The organism is Nonomuraea sp. LPB2021202275-12-8, from assembly GCF_037044575.1.
Lineage (GTDB): Bacteria > Actinomycetota > Actinomycetes > Streptosporangiales > Streptosporangiaceae > Nonomuraea.
The window spans coordinates 1-26,403 of the sequence record NZ_JBAHWD010000054.1 but is presented as its reverse complement, the minus strand read 5'-3'; the positions used below and the strand labels follow the sequence as shown (position 1 = coordinate 26,403).

Here is a 26,403-nt window from a genome sequence, read left to right as displayed (position 1 = left end):
GGGGCCCAGACGCCTGAGCGCCGCATCTCCGAGGGCCTACGACCGCTCCCCGGCTCCTGACCATCCTGCCTGCCGTGCGATTCGGTGTCCTGGGGGCCTTGGAGGTGTGGTCCGCCGATGGTGAGACGGTCGCCGCCGGCGGACCGCAGCTGCGAGCGCTGCTGGCGATGCTGCTGCTGAACGCGGGCCGGACGGTGGGCGTGCGCCGGCTCGTCGAGGGCCTGTACGGCCCGCAGGCGCCGAGCGATGCGGTGCACGCCCTGCAGTCCCAGGTGTCCCGGCTGCGTCGCCGGCTCGGGGCCGCGGGCGAAACGGGCGATCTGCTCCAGTTCGGTCCCGCCGGATACCGGCTGCTCGCCGATCCCGACGACGTCGACGTACACCGGTTCGAGCGGCTCGCCGGCGAAGGGCGGCACGTGCTCGCCGCCGGAGATCACGCCGGCGCCGCCCGGCTCCTGGGCGAGGCCCTGGCACTGTGGCGGGGGCCGGCGCTGGCCGACCTCATCGACGTGCCCTTCGCCGGGGAGCCGGCCGCCAGGCTGGAGGAGCTGCGGGTCGCCGTACTCGAAGACCTGGTCGAGGCGCGGTTGGCGCACGGTGAGCACCGCGACTTGGCGGCGGAGCTGCCGGAGATCGTGGCGGCGCATCCGCTGCGGGAACGTCTGCGCGGACAGCTCATGCGGGCCCTGTACGGGAGCGGCAGGAAGGCCGAGGCGCTCCAGGTGTTCGAAGACGCGCGGCGGACGCTGGCAGAGGAGCTCGGTGTCGATCCCTCCCCTGAGCTCGGCGGTGTGCACCTGGCGGTGCTGCGCGCGGGGCCTTCGCCCGCCGAGACGTCGGGAGGCGGCGTTCCGGCCCCGTTCACCAGTTTCGTGGGGCGCGACGGCGACCTCGAACGCGTCCGCGCGCTGCTCGGCGAGGGACGCCTGGTCACGCTCACCGGGCCGGGCGGGGTCGGCAAGACCCGGCTGGCGGTCGAGGCCGCGGGGCGGGAGCAGGGTGAGGTCCGCTTCGTCGACCTGGCTCCGCTGGCCGACGGCGCGGCCGCCCCGCAGGTTGTGATCAACGCGCTGGGTCTGCGCGAGGCCGGGCTGGTGCCCGCGCTGTCCGGTCCGCTCGACCCCGTGGAACGGCTGATCGCGGGGCTGGCGGATCGGCGGGTGCTGCTCGTCCTGGACAACTGCGAGCACGTCGTCGCCGAGGTCGCCGCGCTCGCCCGTCGGCTGCTGGCGGCCTGCCGGGACCTGCGGATCCTGGTCACCAGCAGGGAGAGGCTGGGCATCACCGGAGAGACGCTGCATCCGGTCCCGCCGCTGCCCCTGGACGGCGGCGGCCCGGAGATGCCCGGCCATCCGGCGGTGCGGCTGTTCGCCGACCGGGCCGCCGCCGTGCGGCCCGGGTTCCTGATCGACGACGCCAACGTCGACGCGGTCCTGCGGGTCTGCCGGGCGCTCGACGGACTGCCGCTGGCGATCGAGCTCGCGGCCGCGCGGATGCGGTCGCTGACGCTCAAGGAGGTCGAGGCCCGGCTGGACGACCGGTTCCGGCTCCTGTCGCGTGGCGATCGTTCGGCGGCGCCCCGACACCGGACGCTCCGCTCGGTCGTCGGGTGGAGCTGGGACCTGCTGAGCCGCCCTGAACAGGCGCTGGCCGCGCGGCTGACGGTCTTCAGCGGCGGCGCGCCGCTCCATGCGGCCGCCCGGGTCTGCGGGCCGTCCGAGGGCGAGGTCGTCGAACTGCTCGCCGACCTCGTCGACAAGTCCCTGGTGGAGGCCGGCGGGGGCCGGTACCGCATGCTGGAGACCGTCCATGAGTTCTGCGCCGAGCGATTGGCCGGCGACGGCGAGCGGGACCAGGTGAGAGCGGCCCATGCGGCGTACTTCCTCGACCTGGCCCGGGCCGCCGAGCCGCACCTGCGCGGCCCTGACCAGCTGGAGTGGCTGGCCCGCCTCGACGCCGAACGCGGCAACTTCCACGCGGCGCTCCTCTGGGCGGCGGAGGCCGACCCCGTGCTCGGGCTCCGCCTGCTCGCCGCCCTGTCGTGGCAGGGGCAGTTGCGGGGACTGCCCGGCGAGCGAGCCGCGGTGGCTGCCGGCCTGCTCGTGACGATCGGCGACGAGCCGCCCGCCGGTCTCGAGGAGGAGTACACGCTGTGCCTGGCGCACGCCGCGGCCGCCGACAACGTGCACGATCAGCGGCTGCGCGATCATCTGGAGCGCCTCGCCGATCGGCGTCTCCGATACCCGTTCCTGCGCGTCCTGCGGCTCATGGTGAACGGCCCCTGCCATGTGGACGGGGAGGTCCCCGCCGATCCATGGTCTCGAGCGTTCACCCGCCTGGAATCAGGGGTCAACAGCCTCCTGGGCGGCGAGCGGGACACCGCCGAGCGGGGGTTCCGCGCCGCGCTGGAGGGGTTCCGTGAGACCGGGGACCGGTGGGGAGTCCTCGCCGCCCTGGAGCAGATGGCCGGGCTCGCGGACGAGACGGGGTTCGCCGCGCTGATGGCGGAGGCCATGGACCTGGCGGGACGGCTGGGCGCGGTGGAGGACCTGACCAGGCTGCTCGTCGGGAACGCCGACGGGCTGGCCGACGCCGGCCGGCTGCTCGCGGCGCGCGCGGAGTACGAGCGTGCCATCGCGTTCGCCCGCCGCGCCGGAACACCCGAGACCCAGGCCGGCGCCGAGCGCGGGCTCGCGGACGTCGCGCTCCTGCGTGGCGATCTTCCGGCCGCACGCGAGCTGTACGAACGGGCGCTGCGAGGCTGCGGCCGGGCATCGATGGGCGCCGCGCGGACGCGCTGGCGGATCCTCATCGGCCTCGGCCGGCTCGCGGAGGCTGAGCAGGACACCGGCCGGGCCCGCTTCCGCTACGGGCAGGCCCTCGCCACCGCGCGTGCGTACGGAGATCGTCCGGCTGCCGCCGCCTCGGCTGAGGCTCTGGCCGCGGTGGCCGCGTTCGACGATGGTGGGCGGTGAAGGGCCGGTGTGTGGGTGGTGAGTGCGCGGTGAGCGGTCCCAGCCAGCCTCGTGGTCATCGCCTATCACTGACGGGAGTCCGCTATGACGGATTTGACGGGCAAGACCGCGCTGGTGACCGGCGCCTCACGGGGAATGGGCCGAGCCATCGCCCAGCGGCTGGCCGCGGACGGCGCGCTCGCGGCGGTGCACTACAGCCGCAACGCCGATGCGGCCAAGGAGACGGTGGCCACGATCGAACAGGCCGGTGGTGAGGCCTTCCCGGTCCAGGCGGAATTCGGCACGGACGGCGACGTCCGGACGTTGCTCACCGGCCTGACCGCGGGCCTGGGCGAGCGGCCGCTGGACATCCTGGTCAACAACGCGGCCTGCGGAAACCAGGACACGGTACGGGCCGGGTCGGTCGATCGGCTGAGCCCTGGCCAGTTCGACGAGGTCTTCGCGATCAACGTGAAGGCGCCGCTGTTCCTCATCCAGGCGACACTGCCGCTGATGCCCGACGGCGGGCGCATCGTCAACATCTCCTCGCTCGCCACGCGGGTCGCCCTGCCCAGCCAGATCGCCTACGCGATGTCCAAGGGCGCCCTGGAGGTCATGAGCCGGACGCTGGCGAACGCCCTCGGCGAGCGCGGCATCACGGTGAACACGGTGAGCCCCGGCAGCACCGACACCGAGGTGACCGACCTCCTGCGCAACCCCGCGACCCGGACCGTCTTGACGGACCTGACCGCGCTCGGCAGGATCGGCCGGCCGGACGACATCGCCGACGTCGTCGCATTCCTCGCCTCGGACGACGCCCGCTGGATCACCGGCAACGTGCTCGACGCCACCGGCGGCGCTTACCTCGGCCCCATGTGGGCGCGATAGTCGCCCACCGCACCCAGGCAGTCGCACCGGCACCTGTGGTGCCCGTGTCACGGGCACCACAGCGCGTCGGCGGCGCAGCCGATGGCCGTCACCAGATCACTGGAGTCAGCCGGCGAGCAGAAAGGCGAAAGCGTCCGTGTCACCAGCGTGCCATGGCCCTCAACAGTCACGGCACGGCCGCTGTCAGGTCGGCCGGGTCACCGCCCCCAGGATCTCGGGGAACCTCGCGAACCCGATGGAACCGGCGACGCGCCGGCCCGCCCACGCGATCAGCACGCCGTACGCCACCGCGAGCACGCTCACCCAGGTGAAGCCGAGCACGACCGGGATGAGGACCGGCAGGATGAGCGCCCCCGAGCCGAGCATGGCGGCGACCGCCCCCGCGAACGCGAGGAGGCCCTGGCCGGGGGCCACGCCGGTGAAGGCGTTGAGCCGGTCGGGCGTGGTGTAGGGCAGCACGACGCTGGTCACCGCGCCCACGCCGAGGGCGGTGCCGAGCAGCCCCCACGCCGTGCACATGGCGGGCAGGCTCCAGGACGGCACGCCGGCCAGTACCCCGGCGGCGACCGAGAGGACGGCGAGCAGCGGCACCGCGACGACGGAGACGGCGAGGTGCCGCCCGGCGAAGTCGGTGCGCAGCTCGCGCACGGTGCCGTAGGCCACTGCGTTCATCCACATGGAGCGGCCGTCGACGCCGAATGCGTTGCACGACTGCCAGCCGACCATGATCGCGCCCAGGCAGGCGGGCATGATCACGGTGTACGAGCCGACCGGCCCGCCGTCCCCGGACCCGCCGGTCAGCGAGATCGCCAGGATCACGGTGACCACGATCGCCCTGAACCACTGGATCCGGCCGCGCGGGTCGCGCCGGAAGTACTTGAGCTCCTTGGAGACCACGGCGGCGATCTGGCCGTCGGGCAGGAACCTCGCGAGGCCGCCGCCGCGAGAGCGGCGAACGCTGCCCGCCTGGGTGGAGGCGTCACCGGTGATCAGCGCGCGGCGCAGCAGCGTGATCCACAGCCAGCCGATCGCGAGGACCACGACGGCCAGGACGACCAGGTCCAGGAGCGCCACCAGGTTCCCGTCGGCGATCGCGTGCGCGGCCAGCCCCGGCGGGGTCCAGCGCAGCGCACCCGCGACGGCGGAGAGCATCGCCCGGGGGTCGCCGGCCAGCCCGCGGTTGACGATCAGGTTGGACAGCTGGGCCAGCAGGACGATCAGCACTGCCGAGACCGCGAGCAGGTCGCGGCCGCGCCTGCTGCGCAGCGCCCCCGACAGCCCGGTGGTCAGCAGCCTGGAGGTGACCAAGCAGAGCCCGAACTGCAAGAGGACCGCGATGATACCGACCAGCACGCCTCCGACCCCGACTCCGACCCCGACTCCGACGCCCACGATCGCGCCCGCGGAGACGATCAGGCTGGCGATCGGCCAGGCGCCGATCGCGGAGGCGGTGAACATGCCGGCCGCGAGCTGGCGGGTGCGCAGCGGGAGCAGCGCGAGCTTGACGGGGTCGAGCGTGTCGTCCACGCCGAAGGACGTGAGCAGCGGGATCAGCGCCCATCCCACGAAGAACAGGAAGAACACGCAGATTCCGACGTCTCGCGCCACGTCGGCGGGGGCGAAGCGGAGCAGGCTCATCAGGAAGAAGCCCAGGACCGCCAGGCAGAACGCGACCACCAGGGAGATGATGAACGCGATCTGGTGGACGACGTCGCCGCGCAGGTTGCCGCCGACGAGCCGGATCTTGAGCCGGGAGAACAGCCGTACGGTCGCCCCGAGGCCGAGCGGGGTCACTGCTTCGCCGTGCCCAGCCACGTCAGCCCCTCCTCCCCGTTGCCGCGCACGCCGACCAGGTCGAGGAACGCCTGGTTGAGCTTGCGCCCGCCGCACACCTCGTCGAGCGGCCCCTGCGCGACGATCTGTCCCCGGCTCATCACCGAGACCCACGAGCACAGCCGCTCGACGAGGTCCATCACGTGGCTGGAGAAGATGACGGTGGAGCCCGAGCCGGTGAACCGGCGCAGCACCTCCTCCAGGGAGTTGGCGCTGACCGGGTCGACGCCCTCGAAGGGCTCGTCGATGAACAGCACGCTCGGGTTGTGCAGCAGCGCCGCTGCCAGCCCGATCTTCTTGCGCATGCCGGTCGAGTAGTCGACCACGAGCTTGTCGGCCGACTCGACCAGGTCCATCACCTTGAGGAGCTCCTCTGCCCGGCGTTCGACCTCGGCCTCCGGGATGCCGCGCAGCTGGCCGTTGTAGTGCAGCAGCTCGCGGCCGGAGAGCCGTTCGTACAGGCGCAGCCCCTCGGGCAGCACGCCGATCCGGGACTTGACCAGGGCCGGGTCGCGCCAGACGTTGACGCCGTCGACCTCGATGAGCCCACCGTCCGGGCGCAGGAGGCCGGTGATCATGCTCAGCGTCGTCGTCTTGCCCGCCCCGTTGGGCCCGACGAGACCGGCGAAACTGCCTCGCGGAACCACCAGGTCGACCCCGGCCACCGCGACCTGTTGTCCGAATCGCTTGAACAGCCCCTGGGTACGAACCGAGTCGGCCATGTGCCCCACTCTTCCGAAGATCCGTCGTTCGTTCCAGGCCCTGGCCGGAGAACGAGGACGGGCTGTACGGGGCGGTGGCGCGTCTACCAGGAGGCGGGCAGTTCGATCGCGGTGGCGGCGCGGTGGATCGGCTCGACGACCTTGGCCATGATCCGGTTCTTGCCCGGCAGCAGGTTGACCACGCGCAGCATCACCATCGACATGCGGACCTGGAACCGGCTCGAAAGGACCATGCGCTTGATGTTGCCGGTGCCCAGGGCCTGATTGGCCTCGACGAAGGGCCGCATCCGCGCCTCGTAGGCGGGGAAGGCGGCGGTGTGGTCGCCTGCGGCCCGCTTGAGCTCGCCCGCCAGCACGTACGCGCCGACCAGCGCCAGGCTGGTGCCCTGCCCGGAGGCGGGGGAGGCGCAGTAGGCCGCGTCGCCGACCAGCGCGACCCGGCCGGTGTGCCAGCTGTCCATGCGCACCTGGCTGAGGGAGTCGAAGTAGAAGTCGGGCGCGTCGGCCATGCCTTCCAGCAGGCGCGGCACCTCCCAGCCGGATCCGCTGTAGGACCGGGCCAGTGCCTGCTGCTGTTCGACGCGCTCGCGCTCCTTGCCGTCGGCGGCCCACAGGAACATGGCCTTGGCGCCGGCGTCCTGCCGGGTGCTGTATAGCAGGGCCGTACGGCCGGGCCCGACGTAGGTCAGCTCCTCACGGTCGAGCGCGAGGTGGTTGGGCACGCTGAAGATCGAGACGCTGTAGCCCATGTCGTGGACGAATCGTTCCTCGGGGCCGAAGGCCAGCGCGCGGGTGTTGGAGTGCAGCCCGTCGGCGCCGATGACCAGGTCGAAGTGGCGTACCAGGCCGCTGTCGAAGGTCACCTGGGTGCCGTCGATCGAGGCGATCGAATCGCCGAAGAGGTACTCGACGCCGTTGGTCGCCTCGTGGAGGAGCCTGGCGAGGTCGCCGCGGTGCACCTCGGCGTCCTCGTGGACGCGCCCGCCGAAACTGTCGCCGTCCATGCTGGCCACCTGGCGGCCCTCGCCGTCCACCACCGAGCCGGTGCGCACGTCGGTGCGCAGTCCGCGGACCTGCTCCAGCAGCCCCATCCGCTCGACGACCTCGAGGGCCGCGCCTCGGATGTCGATCTTGTAGCCACCCTCGCGCACCTCGGTGGCGCGTTCGACGACGGTCGGGGTGAAGCCGTGCTCGCGCAGCCAGTAGGCCAGGGTCGTGCCCGCGATGCTCGCGCCGGAGATGAGGATGTTCGTCATGCCCGAATAGTACGCATGTCTTAGACAGTTGTTCAAGACGTATGTGTAAGATTGGCTCATGGGCAACCGAGAAGATCTTCTGGACGGCGCCAAGCGCTGCCTCTACGTCAAGGGCTACTCCCGCACCACGGCACGCGACATCGCCACGGCGGCCGGGGTGAGCCTGGCCGCGATCGGCTATCACTACGGCACCAAGGAGGCCCTGCTCAACGAGGCGCTGGTGGAGGCGATGCGAGAGTGGGGCGACGACCTGGGCCGGGTGCTGGCCGAGCCGGGGGACTTCGAGACGACCTGGGGCAAGGTCATCGACTCCTTCGCCAGGTCCAGGCCGCTGTGGGCGATCCAGTTCGAGCTGGTCGCGCACATGGAGCGCACCCCTGAGCTGCGCGAGTCGTTCGTGGATGCGGGACGGCAGGCCAGGCTCGGGCTGGCGGAGCTGTTCGGCTCGGACTCCGAACGGGTGGGAGCCGTGGTCCAGACCGTGCTGGGTGGCCTGGCGGCGCAGTGGCTCGTGGACCCCGACGGCGCCCCGACCCCGGCAGAGCTCCTGTACGGCCTGCGCACCCTGGTGGGATCGACCTTGGGTGCGTCGTGACCGTAGGGCGTGCTGGCCTGCCCCGCCGCGCGGCCGTGCAGGCGCAGGGCCTCGTCGGGTAGGCCGGGGTCACTCGGAGGCTGTGGCGGAGCCCGACGGGCGGCCGTCATCGCTGTCTGTGGCCGGGGTTTTCGAGGGGTGGTCGAGCAGCAGGGCGGCAGCGCGGACGAGGACCTGGGCCCGGGTGCGGTCGCCGTGGTCGGCGGCGAGGAAGTGCTCGCCGATCGCCACGCAGAAGGCGAGCAGGCTGCGGGCTTCGACCTCGTCGGCATCGGAGCAGAAGGTGCCGATCATCTGGCGCAGTAGTGCCATGCGCCTGTTGTCCACGCGTCGCAGGCGCTCGGCGACCGTCTCGTCGCGCCGGGCCCAGTCCCGGATCGCGAGGTCGATCGGCAGCAGCCGGTCGCTGGAGAAGGTGAGCACCCCCGCACGCTGGATTTTGGTCCTCGGATCGCCGCCCTCGCGCTCGACACGGTCGATCACCTCGTCGGTGCTCTCCCGCTCCCAGACGTCCAGCATCGCCTCCAGCAGCGCGTCGCGGTCGGCGAAGGACCCGTAGAACCCGCCTTTCGTGACGCCGAGCTTCTTCGCCAGCACCTCGACGCGGACGGCATCCAGGCCGCCGGCGGCCAGCGCCTGTAGCCCCTCCTCGATCCACCTGTCACGCGGCGTGCGAGTCGTGCCCATGATGTGTCTCACCCCACCTCCCTATATACGCCACCGTATAAATGGGCTAGCCTGGTTTTATACGGCATCGTATACGCGAACGGAGACCATGAGATGTCCGTCGGCTTTGTTGTCAGTGCCGTGGGAACGCACAACATCCCCGAATCCGTCCGCGCCCTCAGCTCGTTGCCTGACATCGACTACGCCGACCGATTCACCCTCTCCGCGGACGTGGACGCAACACCGGAGCAGTGGGCTCGGGCGATGTTCGGCGACGTTCCCAGCGTCGCGGAATTGCTGATCTGGCGCGGTCTCCTCGGTCTGCGACTCAGCCGAGGACGATCGCCGGCCACCGTGGGCGGGTGGCGGATCGGCGAACGCGGCGAGGATTGGATCCGGCTCGAGGCTGCGTCCTGGTTTCTGACCGGCAACCTCCTTGTGCAGACAGCCGACGGACGGGTGTCGCTGGGGACCTTTCTGCATTACGGCCGGCGCGTGGGCCATGGCGTGTGGCCCCCGCTGTCGGGCATCCATCGCCGACTGATACCCGGGGTGCTCCGCGACGCCGCGGCGAGGATTCGAGCATCCCGATGACTGCGGGTGCCGGACCGGTCACGGGCGCGCCGGTCGGCGCTGCCCGATGTCCTGTCCATCGGTACTCGGAGATGATGGGGTGAACGTGCTGTCGACGCGGTTCACGAAGTCGTTCGGGGTGCGGCATCCGATCATGCTGGCGCCGATGGGCGGCTCGGCCGGTGGCGCGCTGGCGGCGGCCGTCTCGCGGGGCGGCGGGCTCGGGATGCTGGGTGCCGGGGACGGGGATCGGGAGTGGCTGGATCGCGAGGTGTCGATCGTCGCTTCGCGCACCGACCAACCGTGGGGTGTCGGTTTCCTGACGTGGGCGATCGATGTCGGTGCGGTGGAGCGTGCGCTGGGGTACGGCCCCCGGGCGGTCATGTTGTCCTTCGGCGACCCGAGCCCGTTCACGGAACGTATCCGTCAGGCGGGGGCCGCCTTGATCATTCAGGTCACCGACGTGGAGGAGGCCCGGCGGGCCGTGGACCTGGGCGCCGATGTCATCGTGGCGCAGGGCACCGAAGCCGGTGGCCATGGCGCCCGGCGCGGGCGCTCCACGCTGCCGTTCGTACCCGTCGTGGTGGATCTCGCGGCTCCGGTGCCGGTACTGGCGGCCGGAGGGATCGCCGATGGCCGCGGCCTGGCCGCCGCCCTGGCCTTGGGCGCGGCCGGAGCCCTGATCGGCACCCGCTTCCAGGCCACCGTCGAGGCTCTGGTCGACCCCGCGATCGCCACGGCGATCGTCGAAGGACGGGGACAGGACACCGAGCGCAGCAGCGTGCTGGACATCGCGCGCGGCTCCCGATGGCCCTCGAAGTACCCCGCCCGTACCCTCGGCCACCCCTACCTCGACCGATGGCGCGGCCGCGAGGCAGAGCTCGCCGGCGACTTCCAGGCCGGACAGGACTACCAGAACGACGTGGCGCGAGGCGCCATCCCCCCGCTGCCGGTCTGGGCCGGCGAGGCCGTCGACCTCATCACCGACCTGCCCTCAGCAGCGGACCTCGTCACCACCTTGGCCACCCAGGCCGAGGACGCCCTGGCCAGGGCGCTGACCGGCAGTTCATCGTGAACCGGGGTCCCGCTCCTGTTCCAACGCTATGAGGTGGATTCGTGATGACCGGCGAACGCGATCCGTACGAAAGGCGGTTCGACGCCGGCACTGTGCTGGCGGCGTTGGCGGCCATGATCGCCGTGCTGATGTCCATCTGGTACGTGGCGTTGATGGCACAGGAAGGTGGCCGGCCGGTGGCCTGGTTCACCGGAGGGCTCGTCGGGTGCGCTGTGCTGCTGGCGTACGGCATGGTGCGCACAGCCCGGAGACGGGGGACCGCGCTGGCGATCGCCGGCGTGGTGCTGATCGTCCTTGGGTACCTCGCGCTCCTGTCGATCGGTCTCCCCATCCTCGTGGCAGGGGTGCTGGCGGTCATCGCGGCGGCTGTGACCCGCCGATAGGCCCGGTCACGTACGCTCCAGCGCGCCGCCGCCAGCAAACCGTGGGCACGTTCAAGGGTGTCGCCTCTCTTGCCGGTCAGGGGGCTCGCCGAACGCGAGGGCCGAGCAGCACGTTGCCCGGCTTGAAGTCTCTGTGCACCACTCCGGCCGCGTGGATCGCGGCCAGCGCGGTCGCGGTGTTGATCGCCAGCCGCTGCAGCGCCGCCGCGCCGCGTGGCCCGCTCTCCTTGACCGACTCCTGCAGGGAAGGCCCGTCCACGAACTCACTGACGATGTACGGCCTGGCCCCCACGAACCCGGAGTCGAGCATCTGCGCCGTGCAGAACGGCGCCACCCGCTTGGCCGTCCGCACCTCGCGCAGGAACCGTGTCCGGGCTTCGTCGTCGGCGATCAGGTGCGGATGCAGCAGCTTGACCGCGACGAGCGCGCCGCCAGGCCCGCGGCCCGCGTACACCACGCCTTGCCCGCCTGTCCCGAGCCGCCCCTCCAGACGGTACGGTCCGGCGGCGTCAGGATCATCGGGGAACAGTGTCAGCTGGTCGGGCACCGGGCCTCCTCGGCATCGTGCCCTCCGGCGCTCAGAACGCCGTCCTCGGGACCGTGACCGGCCGGCCGGGCGGGAGCTGGGCGACCAGCCCCTTGGCGGACGCGGTGAGCATGAACACGAAGTAGTCCTCCGGGGTGTGTGCGGGAATGCCGGCGTTGGCCCGCCGCAGGAGCGCGGAGTCGGCCATCGCGGCCTGCGCCTCCTCGACGGCCGGGGTGTCGAGGACGGTCGCCCGCTCCTGCTCGGCCACGGTGGCGCCGATGGCCATGGTGGCGATCGAGGAGGAGAGCACGACGGCGGCGGGCGGGTCGTACCCGCGCGGGCCCAAGGCGGTGATCTGGTGCTCGAGGAGTCGGATGCCCGACGGCCCGCGCGGGAACAGCCGCTGCATGTACTGCGCCGTGCCCGGATGGCCGAGCGTGAAGCGTCGCAACTGCGCGGCGAAGCTGACCAGGTGGGCGACGGTCGGCTCGGCAGGATCGTCGACCAGCGTCAGCTTGTCCAGGACCGCCTCGCCGACCAGACCCTCCAGTGCTGACCGGCTCCGCACGTGGCGGTAGATCGCCGCCGTCGTGACACCGAGCGCGTCGGCCACGCTCTGCACGCTCAGCTCGACCAGCCCGATGCGCGCCCCGGCCTCGATCACGTCATGAAGGGTGAAGCTGGCCGTGCGCCCGCCGGTCCGCATGGGGATGACCTTCCGTAAGTTACGGTGCCTAACTTAGAAGCATGATCAGCCCCGGCGCAACACGTCGTCAGCCTTTCCCCTTGGGCCGGCCCCGAAGCCGGCGCAGTCCGACGAGGGCGAGGACGAGCCCGATGACGAGGACGATGGGGCCGATGATCGCCCAGGTGGTGACGCCGCTCATCACGCTGCCGCCGACGATGCCCACCCCTTGCAGCGTCCACACGAGACCGGTCAGGGCGAGGAGAACGCCGATCGCGAGGAAAATCCATGCCTTTGCCATCAGGGGCTCCCGGATTGGGTCGGTTTCGATAGTGAGGGGCCGTTCAGCATGCGCCCAGGACACGTGCGCCTGTCAGGTGGGCAGGGCGGCTGCGCTGGAGAAGGCGGGATCGAGGTGCGCGGTGTCGTTGAAGCGGCGCAGGATCCACCGGCCCTCGGTCAGGATCAGATGTGACACCGACCCGTTGTCGGCGCCGAGGAACGCGAATGGCCGCGACCCTGTGGCCGCCGCCAGCGCCTCGGCGATCACGCCGCCGTGGGTGACGACGACGACCCGCTGGTCGGGGTGGGCGGCGGCCAGCCTGCCGAGCACTTCGCGCACGCGATCGGAGAAGGCCGCGGCGGGCTCCGCCCCCGGAATCACGTCCCAGCGCTCCTCGGCCGACATCCGTTTGGCGGTCGGGTGGCCCTCCGCGACCATGCGCCGGAACAGGCCGGCTTCCCACTCGCCGAGGTGCACCTCCCGCAGTTCGGGCTCCACCACCGGCGTCAGGCCGAGCCGGGCGGCGAGCGGCGCGGCGGTCTGGGACGTACGCCGCAGCGAGCTCACGTAGATCGCGTCGACGCGCTCTGTGGCCAGCCGCAGGGCCACCCGCTCCGCGTGCTCGCGGCCCTCGGGCGCGAGCCCCGGATCGCCCTGGCCGTCCACCAGGGGGAACGGCCGGTCGGGGCGCGCGGGCTCCGACTCGCCGTGCCGGACCAGGAGAACCTCGGTGGCCCCAGGTGGCGTACGGAATCGGCCCTGCCGATACTCGACCGGCTTCCCGCTCTCAGGTCCCACAATTACCGAACATTACTCTACTGATCCTCTCGTGCCCACCGCGGAGCGCAGGGCCCACTCCCCGGTGGAGGGAATGGCTGAGAGAACCACGGATCATGCTCCGAAGTCCGCGAGGCGCTCCTTGCAGGGCGGGGTTCGGCTGTCCGATATGTTCTTTTTTGGTCATGTCCATGCTCGGTCTTGGGAGTCGTTGCCAGTGCGCGGAATGCTGCTGATCGTGGCTCTGGTCTTGAGCCTGTCCGGCTGTGGTGTGCTCCCCGGGCTGGGCGCCTGGCCCGCCGGCGCGCCCACGCCGAGCCCGGTCACGTCACAGGCCACGTCACCGCCTCCTTCGTCGGGCACCGCGCCGCCAACGAGCGCCGCCCCCACCCCCTCCCCGGCCAGGGCGGCGCTGACCATCCCCCAGGCGAGGCAGGCCATGCGGGAGTGGGTGGGCAAGTACAACGCGACGCTCAAGAAGCGCAAGTGGTGGAAGCAGAATGCCAGGCTCGACGCGCTGTTCATGGAGGCGGCGCTGCACGAGGCCGTGCTCGAAGGCAACCACGAGACCTTCGGGTGGAAGCCGGGGCACAAGCCGATCGGCCTGACCGGCGCCCCGACCGTCTACCTGCCCAGGCCGGAGCACCAGCCGCCGATCGGTGACTGGTTCATCGCGCAGGCGACCTACAAGGACACCAAGGGCCATGCCCGCCCGCACGTGCTCGCGTTCTTCCGCTCCGCCGGGCAGCACTTCAGGCTGGCCGTCGCGACCCCGATCCACTGGGGCCAGCGGATGCCCAAGCCGCGGCTCGACGCCGACGGCTACATCACCGACATGGACGACGCCGTGGCGCGCGCCGTGGCCAAGGAGTACCTGAACTTCTGGAACAACGAGAAGAAGGAGGGCGCCTCCGGCTACCGCCTGGCCAAGAACAGCTTCAGCCGCAAGGCGTTCCCCGCGGTGAACAAGGGACTGTACGTCGCGTTCGCCGACCACGGTTCGGTCTTCGGCTTCCGTACAGCGGACGGCGGCTCGTTCTTCCTGTTCGGCATGGTCAATGACGCCAAGAGCCTGAACCAGGTGCTGAGCGAAGCGCTGCTGGTGCCCAGGGGCAGCAGGACCATCCAGGAGCTCGGCGCCAACTGGTTCTCCTAGCTCGCCGGTCCGGCCTCCTCCCAACAGGAGGGCGCCTAGGCCGCGCGGGGAGAACCAGGTGGGGCGCGCCCGGGTCCCATCCCGCCGCCGTCACGCCGGGTTCATGCGCCGTGTCCCTCGAATTCGACGGCGTTGGCCGCCCGGGCCGGTAGGAGCAGGGCGGTGACGACCACGGCCACGGAAAGCACCGCGCCGATGATGAAGGCCAGCCGCATGCCGTCGAGGTTGGCGAGCGCCTCGGTGACTCCCTCGGATTGCAGGGCTTCGGCTCGCGCACTCATTACGGTGATCACGAGCGCGGTGCCGAAAGCCGCGGCGACCTGCTGCAGCGTGCTCAGAATCGAGCTGCCGTGGGAGTAGAGGCGTGGGGGGACCGCTCCGAGCCCGAGGGTGAACACCGGGGTGAAGGTCGCGGCCAGACTCACCATCAGCAGCGCGTGCAGACCGAGGATCTGCCAGAAGGGCATGGTCATCGAGACCTGGGTGAAGCCGGCGAGCGCGAGCATGATCCCGATCGCGCCGGGGATGACAAGCACCCGGCCGCCGAACTTGTCGAACAGGCGGCCGACGGTCGGACCGAGCAGCCCCATCGCGAGACCGCCCGGCATCACGAGGAGCCCGGTCTCCAGGGCGCTGAGTCCACGGACGCTCTGCAGGTACAACGGCAGCAAGATCATCGAGCCGAGCATCGCCATGAAGGCCACCGACATCATGATCAGCGCGACCGTGTAGGTGCGGTGGCGCAGGGTGCGCAGGTCCAACAGGGGTACGCCGCGCTTCTGCAACGACAGCTGGCGGAAGACGAAGACGGCGATGGTGACCAGCCCGGCCGTCACGATTGCGGCGGCGATGCGGACGTCACCGCCCTCGAACCGGCTGAGCCCGTAGACCAGGCCGCCGAAGCCGGCCGCGGCGGTAACCACGCTGAACCAGTCGATGCTGCTGAACTGGGGCTCGCGGACGTTCTCGAGCCGCTTCAGGCCCTGCCAAGTGATCAGGGCGGCGATGGGGAGCACCACGGCGAACAGCAGGCGCCAGGACCCGAATTGCAGGATCACCCCCGAGACCGTCGGGCCCATCGCGGGCGCGACCGAGATGGCCAGGGTGACATTGCCCATGACCCGGCCCCGGTCCTCCTCGGGCACCACCTGCATCAGTGTGGTCATCAGCAGCGGCATCATCACGGCCGTCCCGCACGCCTGGATGATGCGGGCGCCCAGCAGCACCTCGAACGACGGCGCGACGATGGCCAACGCCGTACCGGTCAGGAATAAAGCCATCGCGGTGGCGTACGCGCGGCGGGTGGACACCCGCTGCAGGAACCATCCGGTGATCGGGATGACCGCGGCCATGGTCAGCATGAAGGCGGTCGAAAGCCACTGCGCGGTCTGCTCGCTGATGTGCAGCGCCACCATCAGCCGCGGGATCGCGTTGATCATGATCGTCTCGTTGAGGATGACCACGAATGTGGCGAGCACCAGCAGCCGGATCACGGCCGGCGTGCGACCTGAAGCAGCGGCCGCGGGCTTGGCGGGTGAGTCGAGCTGTGGGCTGGACACGGTACCTCGATCGGGGTTGTCGGGCGAAACATGATCATGGCTGGCTTCCCAGCCTTCGGTCTCACAAGAAGTTGTGGTCATGTACAGACTGACCGGCACCACTGACAAAACTCATCGGCCGCGCCCAACATTGCGGCAAGTGCTGTGCATTGTCATCCGGTTTTCACCGGCGGCGGACGACGATCTCCAGATCGCAAAAGGAGCACCCGTATCGCTCCACGGCATGGATGAACACCTTGCACATCACACCCCCCGAAGGCTGGCCACCACGGTTGCAAGTACTACGAACCGGGTCATCGACCAGCCACACCGGGATTTTACTTCAGCATTATCGGAAGCTCCAGGTCACCCAACCGGCGGCCCATCAGCGGCCTCTCGCTGTCCAGGTGCCGAACCGAGGATCCCCGACCCCTGCATCGGGGCCTGGATCACGTTCGGGAGGGGACGCCAGCCGGGCAGGGCGCAGATGACGTCCAGGTCAGCGAGGCAGCGGCAGCCGCCTTCGAGAAGAGCTCTTCGGGGTGATCCCCTGGCCGACGTCCCATCCGCTGCAGCAGCGGGGCGACCTGGAGCGCGAACACCCGCTCACCGCGTTCGTCCGGGAGCTCACCATATGCTCCCGCTTGACGCTTGACGCTTGACGCTTGACGCTTGACGCTTGACGCTTGACGGCTGACGGCTGACGGCGGTCCGCCGGCTGCTGGAGCGGCCCCGGGCCATCGCCGGGCTGTGGCGAGCCGCCTGCGTCGGTGAGCGCGACGCGAGGCGTTTGCCGGTCTGGCCGAGATGCTGCTGACCGCGGCGCTTGTTCACCCCGGTGCCCGTTATCTCTGGCGCCCAGGCCGTGGGGCACCGGCGAGCCGCCGGATCGACGAGCACGAGCGCCTGCCCTACGAAGCATGGTGGCCGACGGCATCCCCGCCGAATCCACTCCCGGCGCGACCCCAGATCACCTGCTGTGACCTGGGGTGGCTCCATTCCGGGTCGATCGCGCGGACGCGAACGGAAGGCCCTGTGGTGCCTGTGCGCGCGCTGTTACCGAACGACCAGCAGAGGTGTCGTCGTCGCCCTGGCCGTCAGGTTTTCGACGACCGGGATAAGAGTGCTGAACATCGGCAGGGCGCGTTCCTTCGCCCGTTCGCCGGCCGGGGCTCCAGGCGGCGGGGCTGTGACCTGGCTGGCAGCGGCGGGCAGGGCCAGCGTGGTGGCCAGTGCGGCGCCGGCGGCGACCACGACGGAGGCTCGGCGTAGCGCTGAGAGCATCAGCATCTCCTCTTGTTGCTCAACGTGTATCGGCAGTCACTGATCGTAGTGGCCTGGTGATCGCTCCGTCCGTGAGCGGCGCGGAGCAATCATCTCTGGTCACCTGCGAAAACACGCCATCTCGCCCCTGGTGACGGCGACCCGAGCGCCAGGCCGTAGAGCCGTCCGCGGTGACTATGTCGAAGTTGGCACCGTTCTGGGCGGGGCTCCGCGCGCGCCCGCGAACTGAGCCGCCCGCTGATGGGCAGGCCGTGGGCGCCATGTTGACTGAACGTAGTCAGTCGATTACTAATCGGAGGGCGACGTATTCCATCCCGGAAGGATCCCTGTGCGTCTTCTCAGAACCGCCCTCTCCACCCTCACCACCACCGCATGCCTCATAACCGCCGCCGGCCCAGCCCTGGCCGCAGCGCCAGCAGGCAACGCACCCTCGTGCGTGGCTGTCTGGCAGACGGCCGGAAGCATCACCAAGACCGGATACGCCCGCAACGACTGTGACCACCGACTCCGACTGAAGATCAAATGGGCGCGCGGAACCGACGGCTCCTGCCACACCGTGGATCCAGGACAGACCATCTACTCCCAAGTGGCGCGAGGCCCCCGCACCTTCGACGGAGCTGACACCTGCTGACAGCTACGGGCGAAAGGGCCCGGCCCTCCGAAGAGGGCCGGGCCGTGCGTTGCCCCTTGCCATAGCCGGCACCGGAGGGGCGTCAGGACCGTGGACCGCCCCGACTCTGATGGAGATTCGCCCCCGAGGGGGTGGAACGGAATCCGGCGCCAACCGCGTTCGGGCGGGCGAGCGAGACACCCTGCTGACCAGCGCGAACCACATCAACGCCGGATTCCGTTCCAAAGCCGGGTCAGGGCGTGTCGCCTGGCTTGTCGACGATGCCGGAGTCCAGGACGGACATGGCCATGGTGTGATCGCCGCGCACGCTCTTGACGCCCAGGTAGCGGTAGGTCTGGGGGTCGAGGATGGTGTAGCCCTTGCCTGCCTCGCCGAAGTCCAGGACGACCGCGAGGCCCAGGCGGCCTTCGGCGGTGGCGACGTTCTCCTCGATCTTGACACTGGGGATCTTCGCCATCGCCCTGAACATCGTCGCGGCGGTGTCCGGCGGGATGAGCGGCCCGTACTTCAGGTACCACTGGATCGCGCCATAGGCCCGGCGGTCCTGCTCGCTGCCCGGCGGGCACTCGGGCTCGCAGATCGACAGGGCCGCGAGGTTCCGCTTGAGCTCGTGGAAGTGCCGCAGCATCGCGTCCGGGTCGTCAGGCAGGGCCTCCACCTCGCGCTGGGTCTTGGCGGAGTTCGTCGGGCCCTTCTCCGATTCGGTCACCTTCAGCTTGCCGTCGCTCTCCCGCAGAGCCTGCATGAGGCCGTCCATCCGGCTCCAGTGCTCGTACACCGGGAAGGAGTCGACCGGCTGTGACTCCTTCATGTAGAACCACTGGTCCGGCCGGATCGCGGTCGCCTCCGTCTTCTCGGCCACCAGCGCGGCGTTCTCCAGCACCGCGGCGGCGCTGGTCGGCTGCTTGGCGGGCGACTTCGGTGGTGCGGCGGCGGTGCCCCCGAGCTGCGTTGCCGCCACCGCCAGGGCAGCGGCCAGGCCGAAGGCGCTCACCAGCGCGCCACGCCGGCGCGGGCGGGCGGCCCGCCTGGGGCGGGCGTCAGGGGTGCGGCGGATCTCGGCGAGCAGCCGGTTCCCCGCCGCGCTCAGGTCCGTCGGCAGCGGTACCTCGTCCCGCCGCCGGTTCAGCAAGGTCATCTCGTCCATGGTGGAACTCCTCCTCACAGGGTGGGATCGATGTCGCCGAGCTTGCGGCGCAGCTTCTGGCGGGCCCGGTTGACGCGCGAGCGCACCGTCCCCACCGGCACGCCGAGCGACTGGGCGGCGTGCTCGTAACTGAGCTCGCCCCAGGTGACCAGCAGCAACGCGTCCCGGTGCCCGGCCGGCAGGCTGGCGAGGGCCCCCGAGAGCCTGCCCCGCAGCCGGTCGGCAGCCACCCGCTCGTGGACCTGCTCGGTGAACGGCTCGTCCGCCGGGTCCGCGCCCCTGCGGCTCAGCGCCTTGTACAGGGTGATCTCGCGGCGGCGGTGCCGTCCGACGAGGTTGGTCGCGATGCCGTACAGCCATGGCCGCGCGTCCTGGCGGGTCAGGTCGTAGGCGGCGCGCTGCTGGAACGCCGCGATGAAGGTCTCCGCCACGATGTCGTCGGCCACGTCCGCGCCCAGCCGCAGGACGGCGTAGCGCTTGAGGACCGGCGCGTGCCGTTCGAAGAGGACGGCGAAGTGCTCAGGGTCGTGCCGGGACTGAGCGATCACCGTGGCGTCGTCCGTCACGGGCGTGGCGGACGCCTGGCCGCTCTGATGTCGCATGTACCTGCCTTTCGGATCTCAGCTGACATCAGTGATTGCCGCGGGCACGGACGCCGGTTCCCTGAATTTTCCGGCGATCTCCTCGGAGAACCACCAGCGTAGGGCTCGCGGCTCCGTCGCCACGCGGCCGGTCCGAACCCCAACGGGTCCGGCCAGAGGCAGCCCCCACCAGGCTCGTCAACCGCCCAGGTCGCCTCAGCGGATCCTGGCGAGGTCGATGATCACGTACTGGCCCTTCAGCTCGTACGCGATCAGCCGATCGTAGGGATCGAGGCCCGGTTGGACGCTGATTCCTTGTCCCTTGGCGTCCGGGCGCAAGCCGAGGTCGCCGGAGCGGCCGGTGGTCAGGTCGAGCAGCGCCTGGCCGCGCGCGGGAGCCAGATGGACGGTCATGAAACGGTCGTGGACCAACCCCATCGCGGACTGTGGCAGGTCCCGTTCCTGGGAGCCGTCCCGCAGGCGGTAGAAGGAGCTCCGGCCGGCGCACGTCGTCACGCCGCAGCGCACGAATTCCTCATCGAGTCGGACGAGCGCCTTGCTGGTCTGCCCCGTTTCGACATTGAGGATTTCCTGGAAGCTGGGCTCGTTGTCCGGCGCGGGGTGCCCACCCACGGCCACCGCAGGATGTGGTGGCGTTCGGCGACCCGTACGGGGGTCACTGCGCCGCCCTCCAACGGGAGCGTGAAGACGCCGCCCTCGTGGAGGGAGAAGGCGATCCTGTCGCCGGCCACGACGAGCCCGTCGCCGCGCCCCTTGATCGGCGTGTCGGTGCCGACCGCGGTGGGCTGCCCGCCCGAGAGCGGCGCCGACCAGAAGCTCGTTTTCATGTTGTCGATCGTCTGCCAGACGATCCGCCCCCCACCCACCGCGTAACCCGAGGCGAACACGCCCTTCGGCGTGCGGATGTCGGTCATCTTCCGGGTCTTGCCGGTCTCGAGGTCGTAGGTGTGGAGGGCGTCGGCATTCTCGAAGCTCTGCCCCGTCTCCAGCAGGAGCGTGCGATCGTCGATCAGGGTCAGCGGGCGGCCTTTGCGGCCGTTGGGGAGCTTCATGGGATGGTGTGGACCGCCTCCGGCCACATCTCGGCAACGGGGGCGGGCATGGTCATCATCGGGGACGGCGTCACCTCGGGTGTGGGGGTGGCCGCCACCGGGGGCTCGCCACCCAACACCCCCTGTACGGCCACGGCGCCCCCTCCCACGACGAGCACCACGGCCGCCGCCGCGAGCAGGGCCTGCGTGCGGGCCCGGCGGCGCCTGGAGCGGGCCAGAATCCGCGCCGAGTAGTCGCCCGGGGCCTGCGGCGCGCGCTCCACCGCGCGTCCGATGACCCGGGAGAGATCACGTTCCGGCTCTACGGTCACAGGGTCCTCTTCCACCTGGCTTCGCCTTTCCGTGGTCCGTCACCACGTAGACGACCTTGACCCCCGATTCGTTGAATCGCCCCAAACCCGGTACCTGGACCCCGGCGCCGGGGGGTGAGGAACGGCGGGACGGCTATGGGCGGCAAGCCCTGCACGAGGCCCCGGACAGCGAGTGTGGCGCCCGTCTGAAGGGCTTTCCGCATGCGGCCGAGCTCGGCGGGGAGGTCGTTCGCGGCCTCCCCGCCCGATGCCTGGCTCAGTCCCAGGTCATGTTGATCGTGCGTTCGAAATTGACGTATCCGACGCGCTGGAAGGCGTTCGCCATGGGAGTGTTGCCAAGATCCGTGGCCGCTCGGATGCGCGGGACGTCCTGCGCGATGAGGATACGGGTGCCTTCGGCAAGGATGTCGTCGATGTAGCCGGTGCCCCGGTGTGCGGGCAGAACGCCGAGGTAGCCGATGATGGGGTTGTAGTCGTTGCGGGCCGGGGTGACGACCCCCACCGGCTCGCCGTCCGGCAGCGTCGCGATCCGCCACCAGTCCCGCGGGCTCCGGTAGTGCGCGAGTTCGTCGTCAAAGTGTCTGACGGCCGCCTCGCGGGGGACATCCGGGTCAGGTCGTCGCCGCTGTGCGCGTCGAGCGTCCCGTCCAGGACCAGAGTCATGAGGGAGAGGATTTCCTCGGTGTCGCGGACCGGCCGGAACGCCAGGCGCCCGCTCGGCTCGGGGATCGGCGTTCCGGGACGCCACTCCAGACGCAGTCGTTCGACGAGCGGCCGGGCGCCGGTCCGTTCCAGTACGGCCATGCGGTCCTCGACGGCACGCTTGGTCATCCCGACCTCGCGCCAATCGGGTGGGACGAGGCGACCGTACTCGGGCGGACGGGCGCCTGCTGGGACAACCTCGGCCATGGCGGTCCGCAACAGCCGCACGCCGATGTCTACGCGGTCGCGATCCGCGCTGCTGTCGTCGATGTCGCGATCATCAACCGGGCCCGCCAGAGGTGTCGGGCATGGCGCGGTGCGCCGCGCCGGTCCTCCCGAGGGGGCTCAGGCGCCTTGGCCCGAACCACGCGCCCGCCGGACGCGGGTCCGCACCACGCCGGGATACCACGTCGTGAAACGCACGGCAGCGATGATCGCGGCGATCTGGATGATCCAGCCGGTCCAGACATTGTCCGGATCGCGCAGGACGAGATCCCCGTAGCCACCCGCGACCGCCGCGACCAGGAACGCCAGCCCCCAGACGCCGGTGATCACGTAGTTGGTACGGAGGAATTCCGTCGAGTGCCAGTGCGCGCGGTCGACCTGCTCGCGGGCGTACTGGAGGGTGAACGGCATCCGCACCGCCATGGAACCGAAGGCGATCATGACCAGCGCGATGTTCGACACCTCACTCGCGTACGTCTCCAACCAACGGCGGGTGCCCGCGCTCGCGACCAGGCCCACAGCCGCCAAGGCGGCAAAGAAGACCACCTCCGCGACCTCGAGCAGCTTCAGGGAACCGCCCCGCCGGACGACCCGGCTCGCCATGAGGAGAAGAATGGACACGGTCAGCGCAAGTAGCACGGAAAGCTCGAACCGGCCGGGGCCGACGAGCACGGAGAAGATGATCCACGGGGCCATTCCGGCGACGGGGTGGTCCAGGACGCCTACCGGCCTCCCGTTGGCTTGGCTGTCCATACGTGAACCTTCCGTAACGGGTTCCTCACTCCTAGGGTGCCCCCTCGTGCGCCAGGGGGTCGATGCCGACCGGGTAGTTGAGTGGCGGCCGGCCCGCCTGCTGGCCGTCGAAGGCGCCTCGCTGCCGGTACGTCGTCACGCATTGGGGGCGCGGATGACTCCGCGGTTGGAACCGGGAGGGCAAGGCGACGCCTGTCATTCCCGATACGCTCACAATCGCGGGCACCACGATGGGCCGAGTCCGTCGACAATCCACGCCGATGCGCCAGTCCAGTGCCGAGCTGGGGCGGCGGACGCGTTCGGCGGAGGTGCCGGCCGATCTGCGGCCATCGGCCTCAAGGTAGGGGGAGTGTGTGCAGGACGGGCATCTCGGTATCGTGGCCACCACCGATGTGCTGGCCGCCGTCGCCATGCGCTTTCCGGAGGGCACCCCGATCCTCCTCGACTTCGACGAGGTCGAGCCAGGCCATGACCCCGGTGACACACGCGGCTGGGCTGTGGTGGCGCGCGTCGATCACCTGCCGTTGAACGAGACAGGTGCGCTGGCCGGGCCCGGCGAGCCCATCGCCACCGGCGAAGCTGACGCGGAAGGCACGCGGTCGCTGCTGTTCACGCCGGTGCTGACGCTGCAATCACGCAAGCTCGCCACCCCCGGCCGGCTCGGGCCCGTCGCGCGCGCCGCCGACCCGTGCCAGCGGCGCGAGGACGCCTACGAGCTCATCGAGCGGGAGGGCGAGGCGGGCCTGTATCTGATGGAGCTGCTGGAGGCTGTAGCCGAGCTGCAGCGCGAGGTCACCGCACTCGCCACTGACAAGGACCGGCTGCTGCATCCGGCCGCCCGCCGGCACCTGGGCAGCCTGCGCAACGCGCTGGCGAGCGCCAAGTCCTTCGCTGACAACGCCACCCGCTTCGGCTCGGTCTGTGAGCTGATCCGCAGGGGCGGCAGCGAGGAGTTCGCCGTCGAGCTGCTCGACGACGGACGGCCCTGTGATCAGGACAGCCTGCACCAGATGCGGGTCGAGCTACCGGGCATGGGCTGCTCTGAACTGGCCTGCCGGGTGCACGCCGCCATCGCCCGCGAGAAGGTGCCGGACGCGCACGTCAGCCCGAACCCGCACGCCTGACCTGGCCTCCACTGCGGGTCACGGTCCCTTCGAACGCGTAGCCGGCCACCTGGGGCCGCTGGACCTCCCGGAGCGACGCGGACGCGGAGGCCGCCGACCGTGTGGGGCGTCATCGTCACCTGCGAGTCCGAAGCCGAGCAGGTCGAACTGAGGTACCCCCAGGATCGGATCGACTTAGCGGACACCCGGTATTCGTCGCCCAGCCCCAAGTGGATGAAGTTCAACCTCAGGCGGAGATGCTCGCGACCCCGATGCAGGAGGCCCCGTGCACGCGGACATCACGCTCGCCACCCCCGTACGCCGCACCGGCCGCGTGGAGGGTCGGGTGCGTGGCGAGCCTGTCGCAGGTCAGTATCATGCCTGCCGGCCGGCCCAGCTGACCACGCCGGCCCCCGAGGTCATCGGGCGTCGAAGGTCGTCCTCGAGTCCAGGATGCCGGCGGCGTTGTCCTCCGCCCATCCGGCCAGGGCGCGTACGACCTCGAGCAGGCTGAACCCGCGCGGGGTCAGCGCGTAGTCGACTCGCGGGGGTTTGGTGTCGTGGACGGTCCTCGTCACCAGGCCGTCCCGCTCCAGCCCTCGCAGTGTCGCGCTGAGCATGCGTTTGGTGATGGGCTCGCTCATCCGGCTCAGCTCGTTGAACCGTCGGGTGGTGTCGCTCAGCTGGCAGATGACTACCACCGACCACTTGTCACCGATCCGTTCGAGCACATCGCGGACCAGGGCGCGGCGCTGGTCGCACAGCTCGGCGTCGTCCAGCGTGGTGATCGGATGCGCCATGGTCCGCAGTATACGACTCGCAGAGAAAGTCATCCTGATCACCGGCGCCACCTCCGGCATAGGCCGTGCCGCCGCCGAGCGGATCTCCGCCGAGGGCGCGAAAGTCGTCCTGGCCGCACGCGGCAAGGAGGCCGGCGACGCGCTGGTGGCCGACCTCCGCGCCGTCGGCCGGGAAGCCGCCTTCATCCCGGCCGACGTGACGGTGGAGGCTGAGATGGCGGAACTGTCCGGCAGGCGGTGAGCCGATACGGCCGGCTCGACGGCGCGTTCAACAACGTCGGCGCCGCCACCGCGATCGGCCCGGTGACCGACATCGACGGCGACGCCTGGCACGCCGACATGGCGCTCAACCTCAGCGGCGTCTTCTTCGGCCTGAAGCACCAGATCCCCGCGCTGCGGGCGAGCGGCGGCGGCGCGATCGTGAACAACGCCTCCGTCCTTGGCGTCATCGGGCAAGCGGGCATGGCCTCCTACGGCGCCGCCAAGCACGGCGTGGTCGGGCTCACCCGGTCGGCGGCGCTCGACAGCGCCGCGGACGGCATCCGGATCAACGCCCTGACCACCGGCGGCGTCGACACCCTCCGCTGACGCGGGCCAACATGGGCCCGACACCGCAGGAGGCCCTGCGCGCCGCCGGGGCGATGCACCCCTGTCGGGCGGATCGCCCAGCCGGACGAGATCGCGGCGTTCGTGGCGTTCCTGCTGAGCGACGAAGCCAGGTTCATCACCGGAGCCGCGCTCGCGATCGACGGCGGGATGACCGCCGGCTGACGAGGGACCGATGTGGCCCTGAAGCCCGGGCTCAGCCGTACAGCGTTGCGATGTTGTCGTGGAGCTCGGTGGCCAGCGGCGGGGCCTCGAAGGTGCCGGTCATGATCTCGAGCTCTTGACCTTGGAGGCAGTCTTCATGGCCTGGTCGAGCTCACACCCTGGCGGTGAACCAGCCCTCACAGCCGAGGGCCTGCGGGAGCTCCGAGTAGCGCCGGTCGGCGACTTCGTTGTAGACGCTGTCCGGGTGCTCGCACAGCAGGCGCTCGATCAGGTAGCCGCTGTTGTTCAGCAGGAACACCACCGGGCGCAGGCCGTAGCGGCCGAACTGTCAGATCTCCTGAGCCGTGAGCTGATGAGGGCCGTCTCCGGTGATAAGCACCACCCGCTGGTCCCTGTCGGCCGCCAGGGCCGCGCCGACCGCCGGTCTCGGCCACCACGATGTCGTTGGGCTTCAGGAAGCCCTCCCAGCGCGGATAGAGGTTGTCGGCGGTGATCTTGTCCTGGTCGCCGCCGCTCGCCGGGGCGGTGCGGGTGACCTCGGCCGTGGAGTGGGACCACTTCTTGCCCCGTCATGATGACCGTGTCGGCGTCCTCCACGAGCCGCCGCACGCTCTCGGGCGGCGGTGGTAGAGCGCCGCGCCGATCAATCGCGCTGAGCTCGCCGACCCCGTCCCGTTCACCCGGATACGGCGATCTTTATGATCCTTTAACACTTAGGAGTCTAAAGTGCTAGCAGGCTAGATAAATGGAGCATTCATTGATCGAGTTCCATCTGGACGGCAGGTCGGGTGTTTCGCCGTACCTGCAGCTGGTCCAGCAGGTACGGCAGGCGCTGCGGCTCGGTCTGCTGCGTGAGGGCGACCAGCTTCCGACCGTCAAGGCGGTGGTTGCGCGGCTGGCGATCAACCCCAACACCGTCCTCAAGGCCTACCGGGAACTCGAGCACGAGGGTTTGGTGGCGGCCCGGCCGGGCGTGGGGACGTTCGTGACCAAGACGCTGACCGACGCCTCGCTGGCTGCGCATGGCCCGCTGCGTCAAGACCTGCGGCGCTGGCTGGCCAGGGCTCGCAGGGCCGGCCTCGACGACGAAAGCATCGAGGCGCTGTTCA

28 protein-coding genes and 1 pseudogene are annotated in these 26,403 nt (G+C 70.4%); 10 read left to right on the top strand and 19 right to left on the bottom strand.

The genetic code is table 11. The features are described 5' to 3' along the window. Positions 1-74: 74 nt before the first annotated feature. Together V5E28_RS46105 and V5E28_RS46100 are read left to right on the top strand one after the other, a co-directional pair. Complete coding sequence (locus tag V5E28_RS46105; protein ID WP_336216632.1) at positions 75-2,975, top strand: ATP-binding protein; 2,901 nt, start codon at positions 75-77, stop codon at positions 2,973-2,975. 84 nt (positions 2,976-3,059) lie between these two features. Beyond that, complete coding sequence (locus V5E28_RS46100; RefSeq protein WP_336216630.1) at positions 3,060-3,842, top strand: SDR family NAD(P)-dependent oxidoreductase; 783 nt, start codon at positions 3,060-3,062, stop codon at positions 3,840-3,842. A gap of 183 nt (positions 3,843-4,025) precedes the next feature. Here V5E28_RS46100 and V5E28_RS46095 read toward each other — a convergent pair whose 3' ends face one another. From V5E28_RS46095 to V5E28_RS46085, 3 genes are all read right to left on the bottom strand, one after another. Beyond that, on the bottom strand, positions 4,026-5,657 hold the full coding sequence (locus V5E28_RS46095; protein WP_336216629.1) for a hypothetical protein: 1,632 nt from the start codon (positions 5,655-5,657) through the stop codon (positions 4,026-4,028). Next, a complete protein-coding gene (locus V5E28_RS46090; protein WP_336216628.1) occupies positions 5,633-6,397 on the bottom strand; it encodes an ABC transporter ATP-binding protein in 765 nt (254 codons plus the stop codon). Before V5E28_RS46090 ends, V5E28_RS46095 begins: the two co-directional genes overlap by 25 nt. 83 nt (positions 6,398-6,480) lie before the next feature. Beyond that, a complete protein-coding gene (locus V5E28_RS46085) occupies positions 6,481-7,653 on the bottom strand; it encodes an FAD-dependent monooxygenase (RefSeq protein WP_336216627.1) in 1,173 nt (390 codons plus the stop codon). 58 nt (positions 7,654-7,711) lie between these two features. Between V5E28_RS46085 and V5E28_RS46080 the strand changes: the two genes are divergently transcribed. Beyond that, a complete protein-coding gene (locus V5E28_RS46080) occupies positions 7,712-8,248 on the top strand; it encodes a TetR/AcrR family transcriptional regulator (protein WP_336216626.1) in 537 nt (178 codons plus the stop codon). Between the two features lie 69 nt (positions 8,249-8,317). Here the strand turns inward: V5E28_RS46080 and V5E28_RS46075 are convergent, their stop codons facing one another. Further along, complete coding sequence (locus V5E28_RS46075) at positions 8,318-8,947, bottom strand: TetR/AcrR family transcriptional regulator (protein ID WP_336216625.1); 630 nt, start codon at positions 8,945-8,947, stop codon at positions 8,318-8,320. A gap of 81 nt (positions 8,948-9,028) precedes the next feature. Here V5E28_RS46075 and V5E28_RS46070 point away from each other — a divergent pair, with 81 nt between their 5' ends. The 3 genes from V5E28_RS46070 (at position 9,029) to V5E28_RS46060 (ending at position 10,945) form a co-directional block, all read left to right on the top strand. Further along, the gene (locus V5E28_RS46070) at positions 9,029-9,508 is read left to right on the top strand and encodes a hypothetical protein (protein WP_336216624.1); all 480 of its coding nucleotides are present in this window, start codon (positions 9,029-9,031) and stop codon (positions 9,506-9,508) included. Positions 9,509-9,587: 79 nt separating this feature from the next. Further along, positions 9,588-10,562 carry an NAD(P)H-dependent flavin oxidoreductase gene (locus V5E28_RS46065; RefSeq protein WP_336216623.1) on the top strand — a complete coding sequence of 325 codons (975 nt, stop codon included), beginning with the start codon at positions 9,588-9,590 and terminating at the stop codon, positions 10,560-10,562. Between the two features lie 44 nt (positions 10,563-10,606). Beyond that, the gene (locus tag V5E28_RS46060; RefSeq protein ID WP_336216622.1) at positions 10,607-10,945 is read left to right on the top strand and encodes a hypothetical protein; all 339 of its coding nucleotides are present in this window, start codon (positions 10,607-10,609) and stop codon (positions 10,943-10,945) included. Positions 10,946-11,021: 76 nt separating this feature from the next. Here V5E28_RS46060 and V5E28_RS46055 read toward each other — a convergent pair whose 3' ends face one another. The 4 genes from V5E28_RS46055 to V5E28_RS46040 all read right to left on the bottom strand — a co-directional run bounded on the left by V5E28_RS46055 (position 11,022) and on the right by V5E28_RS46040 (position 13,240). Next, on the bottom strand, positions 11,022-11,492 hold the full coding sequence (locus tag V5E28_RS46055; RefSeq protein WP_336216621.1) for a protein kinase domain-containing protein: 471 nt from the start codon (positions 11,490-11,492) through the stop codon (positions 11,022-11,024). A gap of 31 nt (positions 11,493-11,523) precedes the next feature. After that, positions 11,524-12,180 carry a TetR/AcrR family transcriptional regulator C-terminal domain-containing protein gene (locus V5E28_RS46050; RefSeq protein WP_336216620.1) on the bottom strand — a complete coding sequence of 219 codons (657 nt, stop codon included), beginning with the start codon at positions 12,178-12,180 and terminating at the stop codon, positions 11,524-11,526. Positions 12,181-12,247: 67 nt separating this feature from the next. Continuing rightward, a complete protein-coding gene (locus tag V5E28_RS46045) occupies positions 12,248-12,460 on the bottom strand; it encodes a hypothetical protein (RefSeq protein ID WP_336216619.1) in 213 nt (70 codons plus the stop codon). Between the two features lie 72 nt (positions 12,461-12,532). Further along, positions 12,533-13,240 carry a histidine phosphatase family protein gene (locus tag V5E28_RS46040; protein ID WP_336216618.1) on the bottom strand — a complete coding sequence of 236 codons (708 nt, stop codon included), beginning with the start codon at positions 13,238-13,240 and terminating at the stop codon, positions 12,533-12,535. A 217-nt stretch (positions 13,241-13,457) separates the two neighbouring features. Between V5E28_RS46040 and V5E28_RS46035 the strand changes: the two genes are divergently transcribed. After that, positions 13,458-14,375 carry a hypothetical protein gene (locus tag V5E28_RS46035; protein WP_336216617.1) on the top strand — a complete coding sequence of 306 codons (918 nt, stop codon included), beginning with the start codon at positions 13,458-13,460 and terminating at the stop codon, positions 14,373-14,375. Between the two features lie 101 nt (positions 14,376-14,476). Here the strand turns inward: V5E28_RS46035 and V5E28_RS46030 are convergent, their stop codons facing one another. From V5E28_RS46030 to V5E28_RS45990, 9 genes are all read right to left on the bottom strand, one after another. Then, positions 14,477-15,934, bottom strand: coding sequence for an MDR family MFS transporter (locus tag V5E28_RS46030; protein ID WP_336216616.1), 1,458 nt, complete (start codon positions 15,932-15,934; stop codon positions 14,477-14,479). A 1,035-nt stretch (positions 15,935-16,969) separates the two neighbouring features. Next, the gene (locus tag V5E28_RS46025) at positions 16,970-17,197 is read right to left on the bottom strand and encodes a hypothetical protein (protein WP_336216614.1); all 228 of its coding nucleotides are present in this window, start codon (positions 17,195-17,197) and stop codon (positions 16,970-16,972) included. 863 nt (positions 17,198-18,060) lie between these two features. Next, positions 18,061-18,975 (bottom strand): CU044_5270 family protein, encoded by a 915-nt coding sequence (locus V5E28_RS46020; protein WP_336216612.1) that lies wholly within the window; start codon positions 18,973-18,975, stop codon positions 18,061-18,063. A 14-nt stretch (positions 18,976-18,989) separates the two neighbouring features. Then, positions 18,990-19,577, bottom strand: a complete 588-nt coding sequence (locus V5E28_RS46015; RefSeq protein WP_336216611.1) for an RNA polymerase sigma factor — start codon at positions 19,575-19,577, stop codon at positions 18,990-18,992. Between the two features lie 195 nt (positions 19,578-19,772). After that, a complete protein-coding gene (locus V5E28_RS46010) occupies positions 19,773-20,084 on the bottom strand; it encodes a hypothetical protein (protein WP_336216610.1) in 312 nt (103 codons plus the stop codon). Next, a complete protein-coding gene (locus tag V5E28_RS46005; RefSeq protein ID WP_336216609.1) occupies positions 20,069-20,629 on the bottom strand; it encodes a hypothetical protein in 561 nt (186 codons plus the stop codon). The genes V5E28_RS46010 and V5E28_RS46005 overlap by 16 nt, the downstream gene beginning before the upstream one ends. After that, positions 20,626-20,940, bottom strand: a complete 315-nt coding sequence (locus tag V5E28_RS46000) for a hypothetical protein (RefSeq protein ID WP_336216608.1) — start codon at positions 20,938-20,940, stop codon at positions 20,626-20,628. The genes V5E28_RS46005 and V5E28_RS46000 overlap by 4 nt, the downstream gene beginning before the upstream one ends. A gap of 256 nt (positions 20,941-21,196) precedes the next feature. Beyond that, entirely contained in the window at positions 21,197-21,688 is a 492-nt protein-coding gene (locus V5E28_RS45995; protein WP_336216607.1) for a GNAT family N-acetyltransferase, read from the bottom strand. A gap of 299 nt (positions 21,689-21,987) precedes the next feature. Continuing rightward, positions 21,988-22,539: a hypothetical protein gene (locus V5E28_RS45990; RefSeq protein WP_336216606.1), complete on the bottom strand. Its 552-nt coding sequence runs from the start codon at positions 22,537-22,539 to the stop codon at positions 21,988-21,990. Between the two features lie 458 nt (positions 22,540-22,997). Between V5E28_RS45990 and V5E28_RS45985 the strand changes: the two genes are divergently transcribed. Continuing rightward, positions 22,998-23,744 carry a hypothetical protein gene (locus V5E28_RS45985; RefSeq protein ID WP_336216605.1) on the top strand — a complete coding sequence of 249 codons (747 nt, stop codon included), beginning with the start codon at positions 22,998-23,000 and terminating at the stop codon, positions 23,742-23,744. A gap of 398 nt (positions 23,745-24,142) precedes the next feature. Here the strand turns inward: V5E28_RS45985 and V5E28_RS45980 are convergent, their stop codons facing one another. Further along, positions 24,143-24,523 (bottom strand): winged helix-turn-helix transcriptional regulator, encoded by a 381-nt coding sequence (locus V5E28_RS45980; RefSeq protein ID WP_336216603.1) that lies wholly within the window; start codon positions 24,521-24,523, stop codon positions 24,143-24,145. Between V5E28_RS45980 and V5E28_RS49900 the strand changes: the two are divergent. Beyond that, positions 24,414-25,294: pseudogene (locus tag V5E28_RS49900) on the top strand (SDR family NAD(P)-dependent oxidoreductase). The gene V5E28_RS45980 and the pseudogene V5E28_RS49900 overlap by 110 nt on opposite strands. A gap of 151 nt (positions 25,295-25,445) precedes the next feature. On the opposite strand, the gene V5E28_RS45965 reads toward V5E28_RS49900, so the two are convergent. Continuing rightward, the gene (locus V5E28_RS45965; protein WP_336216600.1) at positions 25,446-25,595 is read right to left on the bottom strand and encodes a hypothetical protein; all 150 of its coding nucleotides are present in this window, start codon (positions 25,593-25,595) and stop codon (positions 25,446-25,448) included. Between the two features lie 444 nt (positions 25,596-26,039). On the opposite strand from V5E28_RS45965, the gene V5E28_RS45960 reads away from it, so the two are divergent. Beyond that, positions 26,040-26,403 (top strand): GntR family transcriptional regulator (locus V5E28_RS45960; protein WP_336216598.1); only part of this gene is annotated, 364 nt, incomplete at its 3' end.

Bases quoted from the DNA above. Each gene is read 5' to 3' on its own strand.
- V5E28_RS46100 (WP_336216630.1), top strand. From the start codon at position 3,060: ATGACGGATTTGACGGGCAAGACCGCGCTGGTGACCGGCGCCTCACGG.
- V5E28_RS46090 (WP_336216628.1), bottom strand. From the start codon at position 6,397: ATGGCCGACTCGGTTCGTACCCAGGGGCTGTTCAAGCGATTCGGACAA.
- V5E28_RS46085 (WP_336216627.1), bottom strand. From the start codon at position 7,653: ATGACGAACATCCTCATCTCCGGCGCGAGCATCGCGGGCACGACCCTG.
- V5E28_RS46080 (WP_336216626.1), top strand. From the start codon at position 7,712: ATGGGCAACCGAGAAGATCTTCTGGACGGCGCCAAGCGCTGCCTCTAC.
- V5E28_RS46070 (WP_336216624.1), top strand. From the start codon at position 9,029: ATGTCCGTCGGCTTTGTTGTCAGTGCCGTGGGAACGCACAACATCCCC.
- V5E28_RS46060 (WP_336216622.1), top strand. From the start codon at position 10,607: ATGACCGGCGAACGCGATCCGTACGAAAGGCGGTTCGACGCCGGCACT.
- V5E28_RS46050 (WP_336216620.1), bottom strand. From the start codon at position 12,180: ATGCGGACCGGCGGGCGCACGGCCAGCTTCACCCTTCATGACGTGATC.
- V5E28_RS46045 (WP_336216619.1), bottom strand. From the start codon at position 12,460: ATGGCAAAGGCATGGATTTTCCTCGCGATCGGCGTTCTCCTCGCCCTG.
- V5E28_RS46025 (WP_336216614.1), bottom strand. From the start codon at position 17,197: ATGCTCTCAGCGCTACGCCGAGCCTCCGTCGTGGTCGCCGCCGGCGCC.
- V5E28_RS46020 (WP_336216612.1), bottom strand. From the start codon at position 18,975: ATGGACGAGATGACCTTGCTGAACCGGCGGCGGGACGAGGTACCGCTG.
- V5E28_RS46015 (WP_336216611.1), bottom strand. From the start codon at position 19,577: ATGCGACATCAGAGCGGCCAGGCGTCCGCCACGCCCGTGACGGACGAC.
- V5E28_RS46005 (WP_336216609.1), bottom strand. From the start codon at position 20,629: ATGAAGCTCCCCAACGGCCGCAAAGGCCGCCCGCTGACCCTGATCGAC.
- V5E28_RS45980 (WP_336216603.1), bottom strand. From the start codon at position 24,523: ATGGCGCATCCGATCACCACGCTGGACGACGCCGAGCTGTGCGACCAG.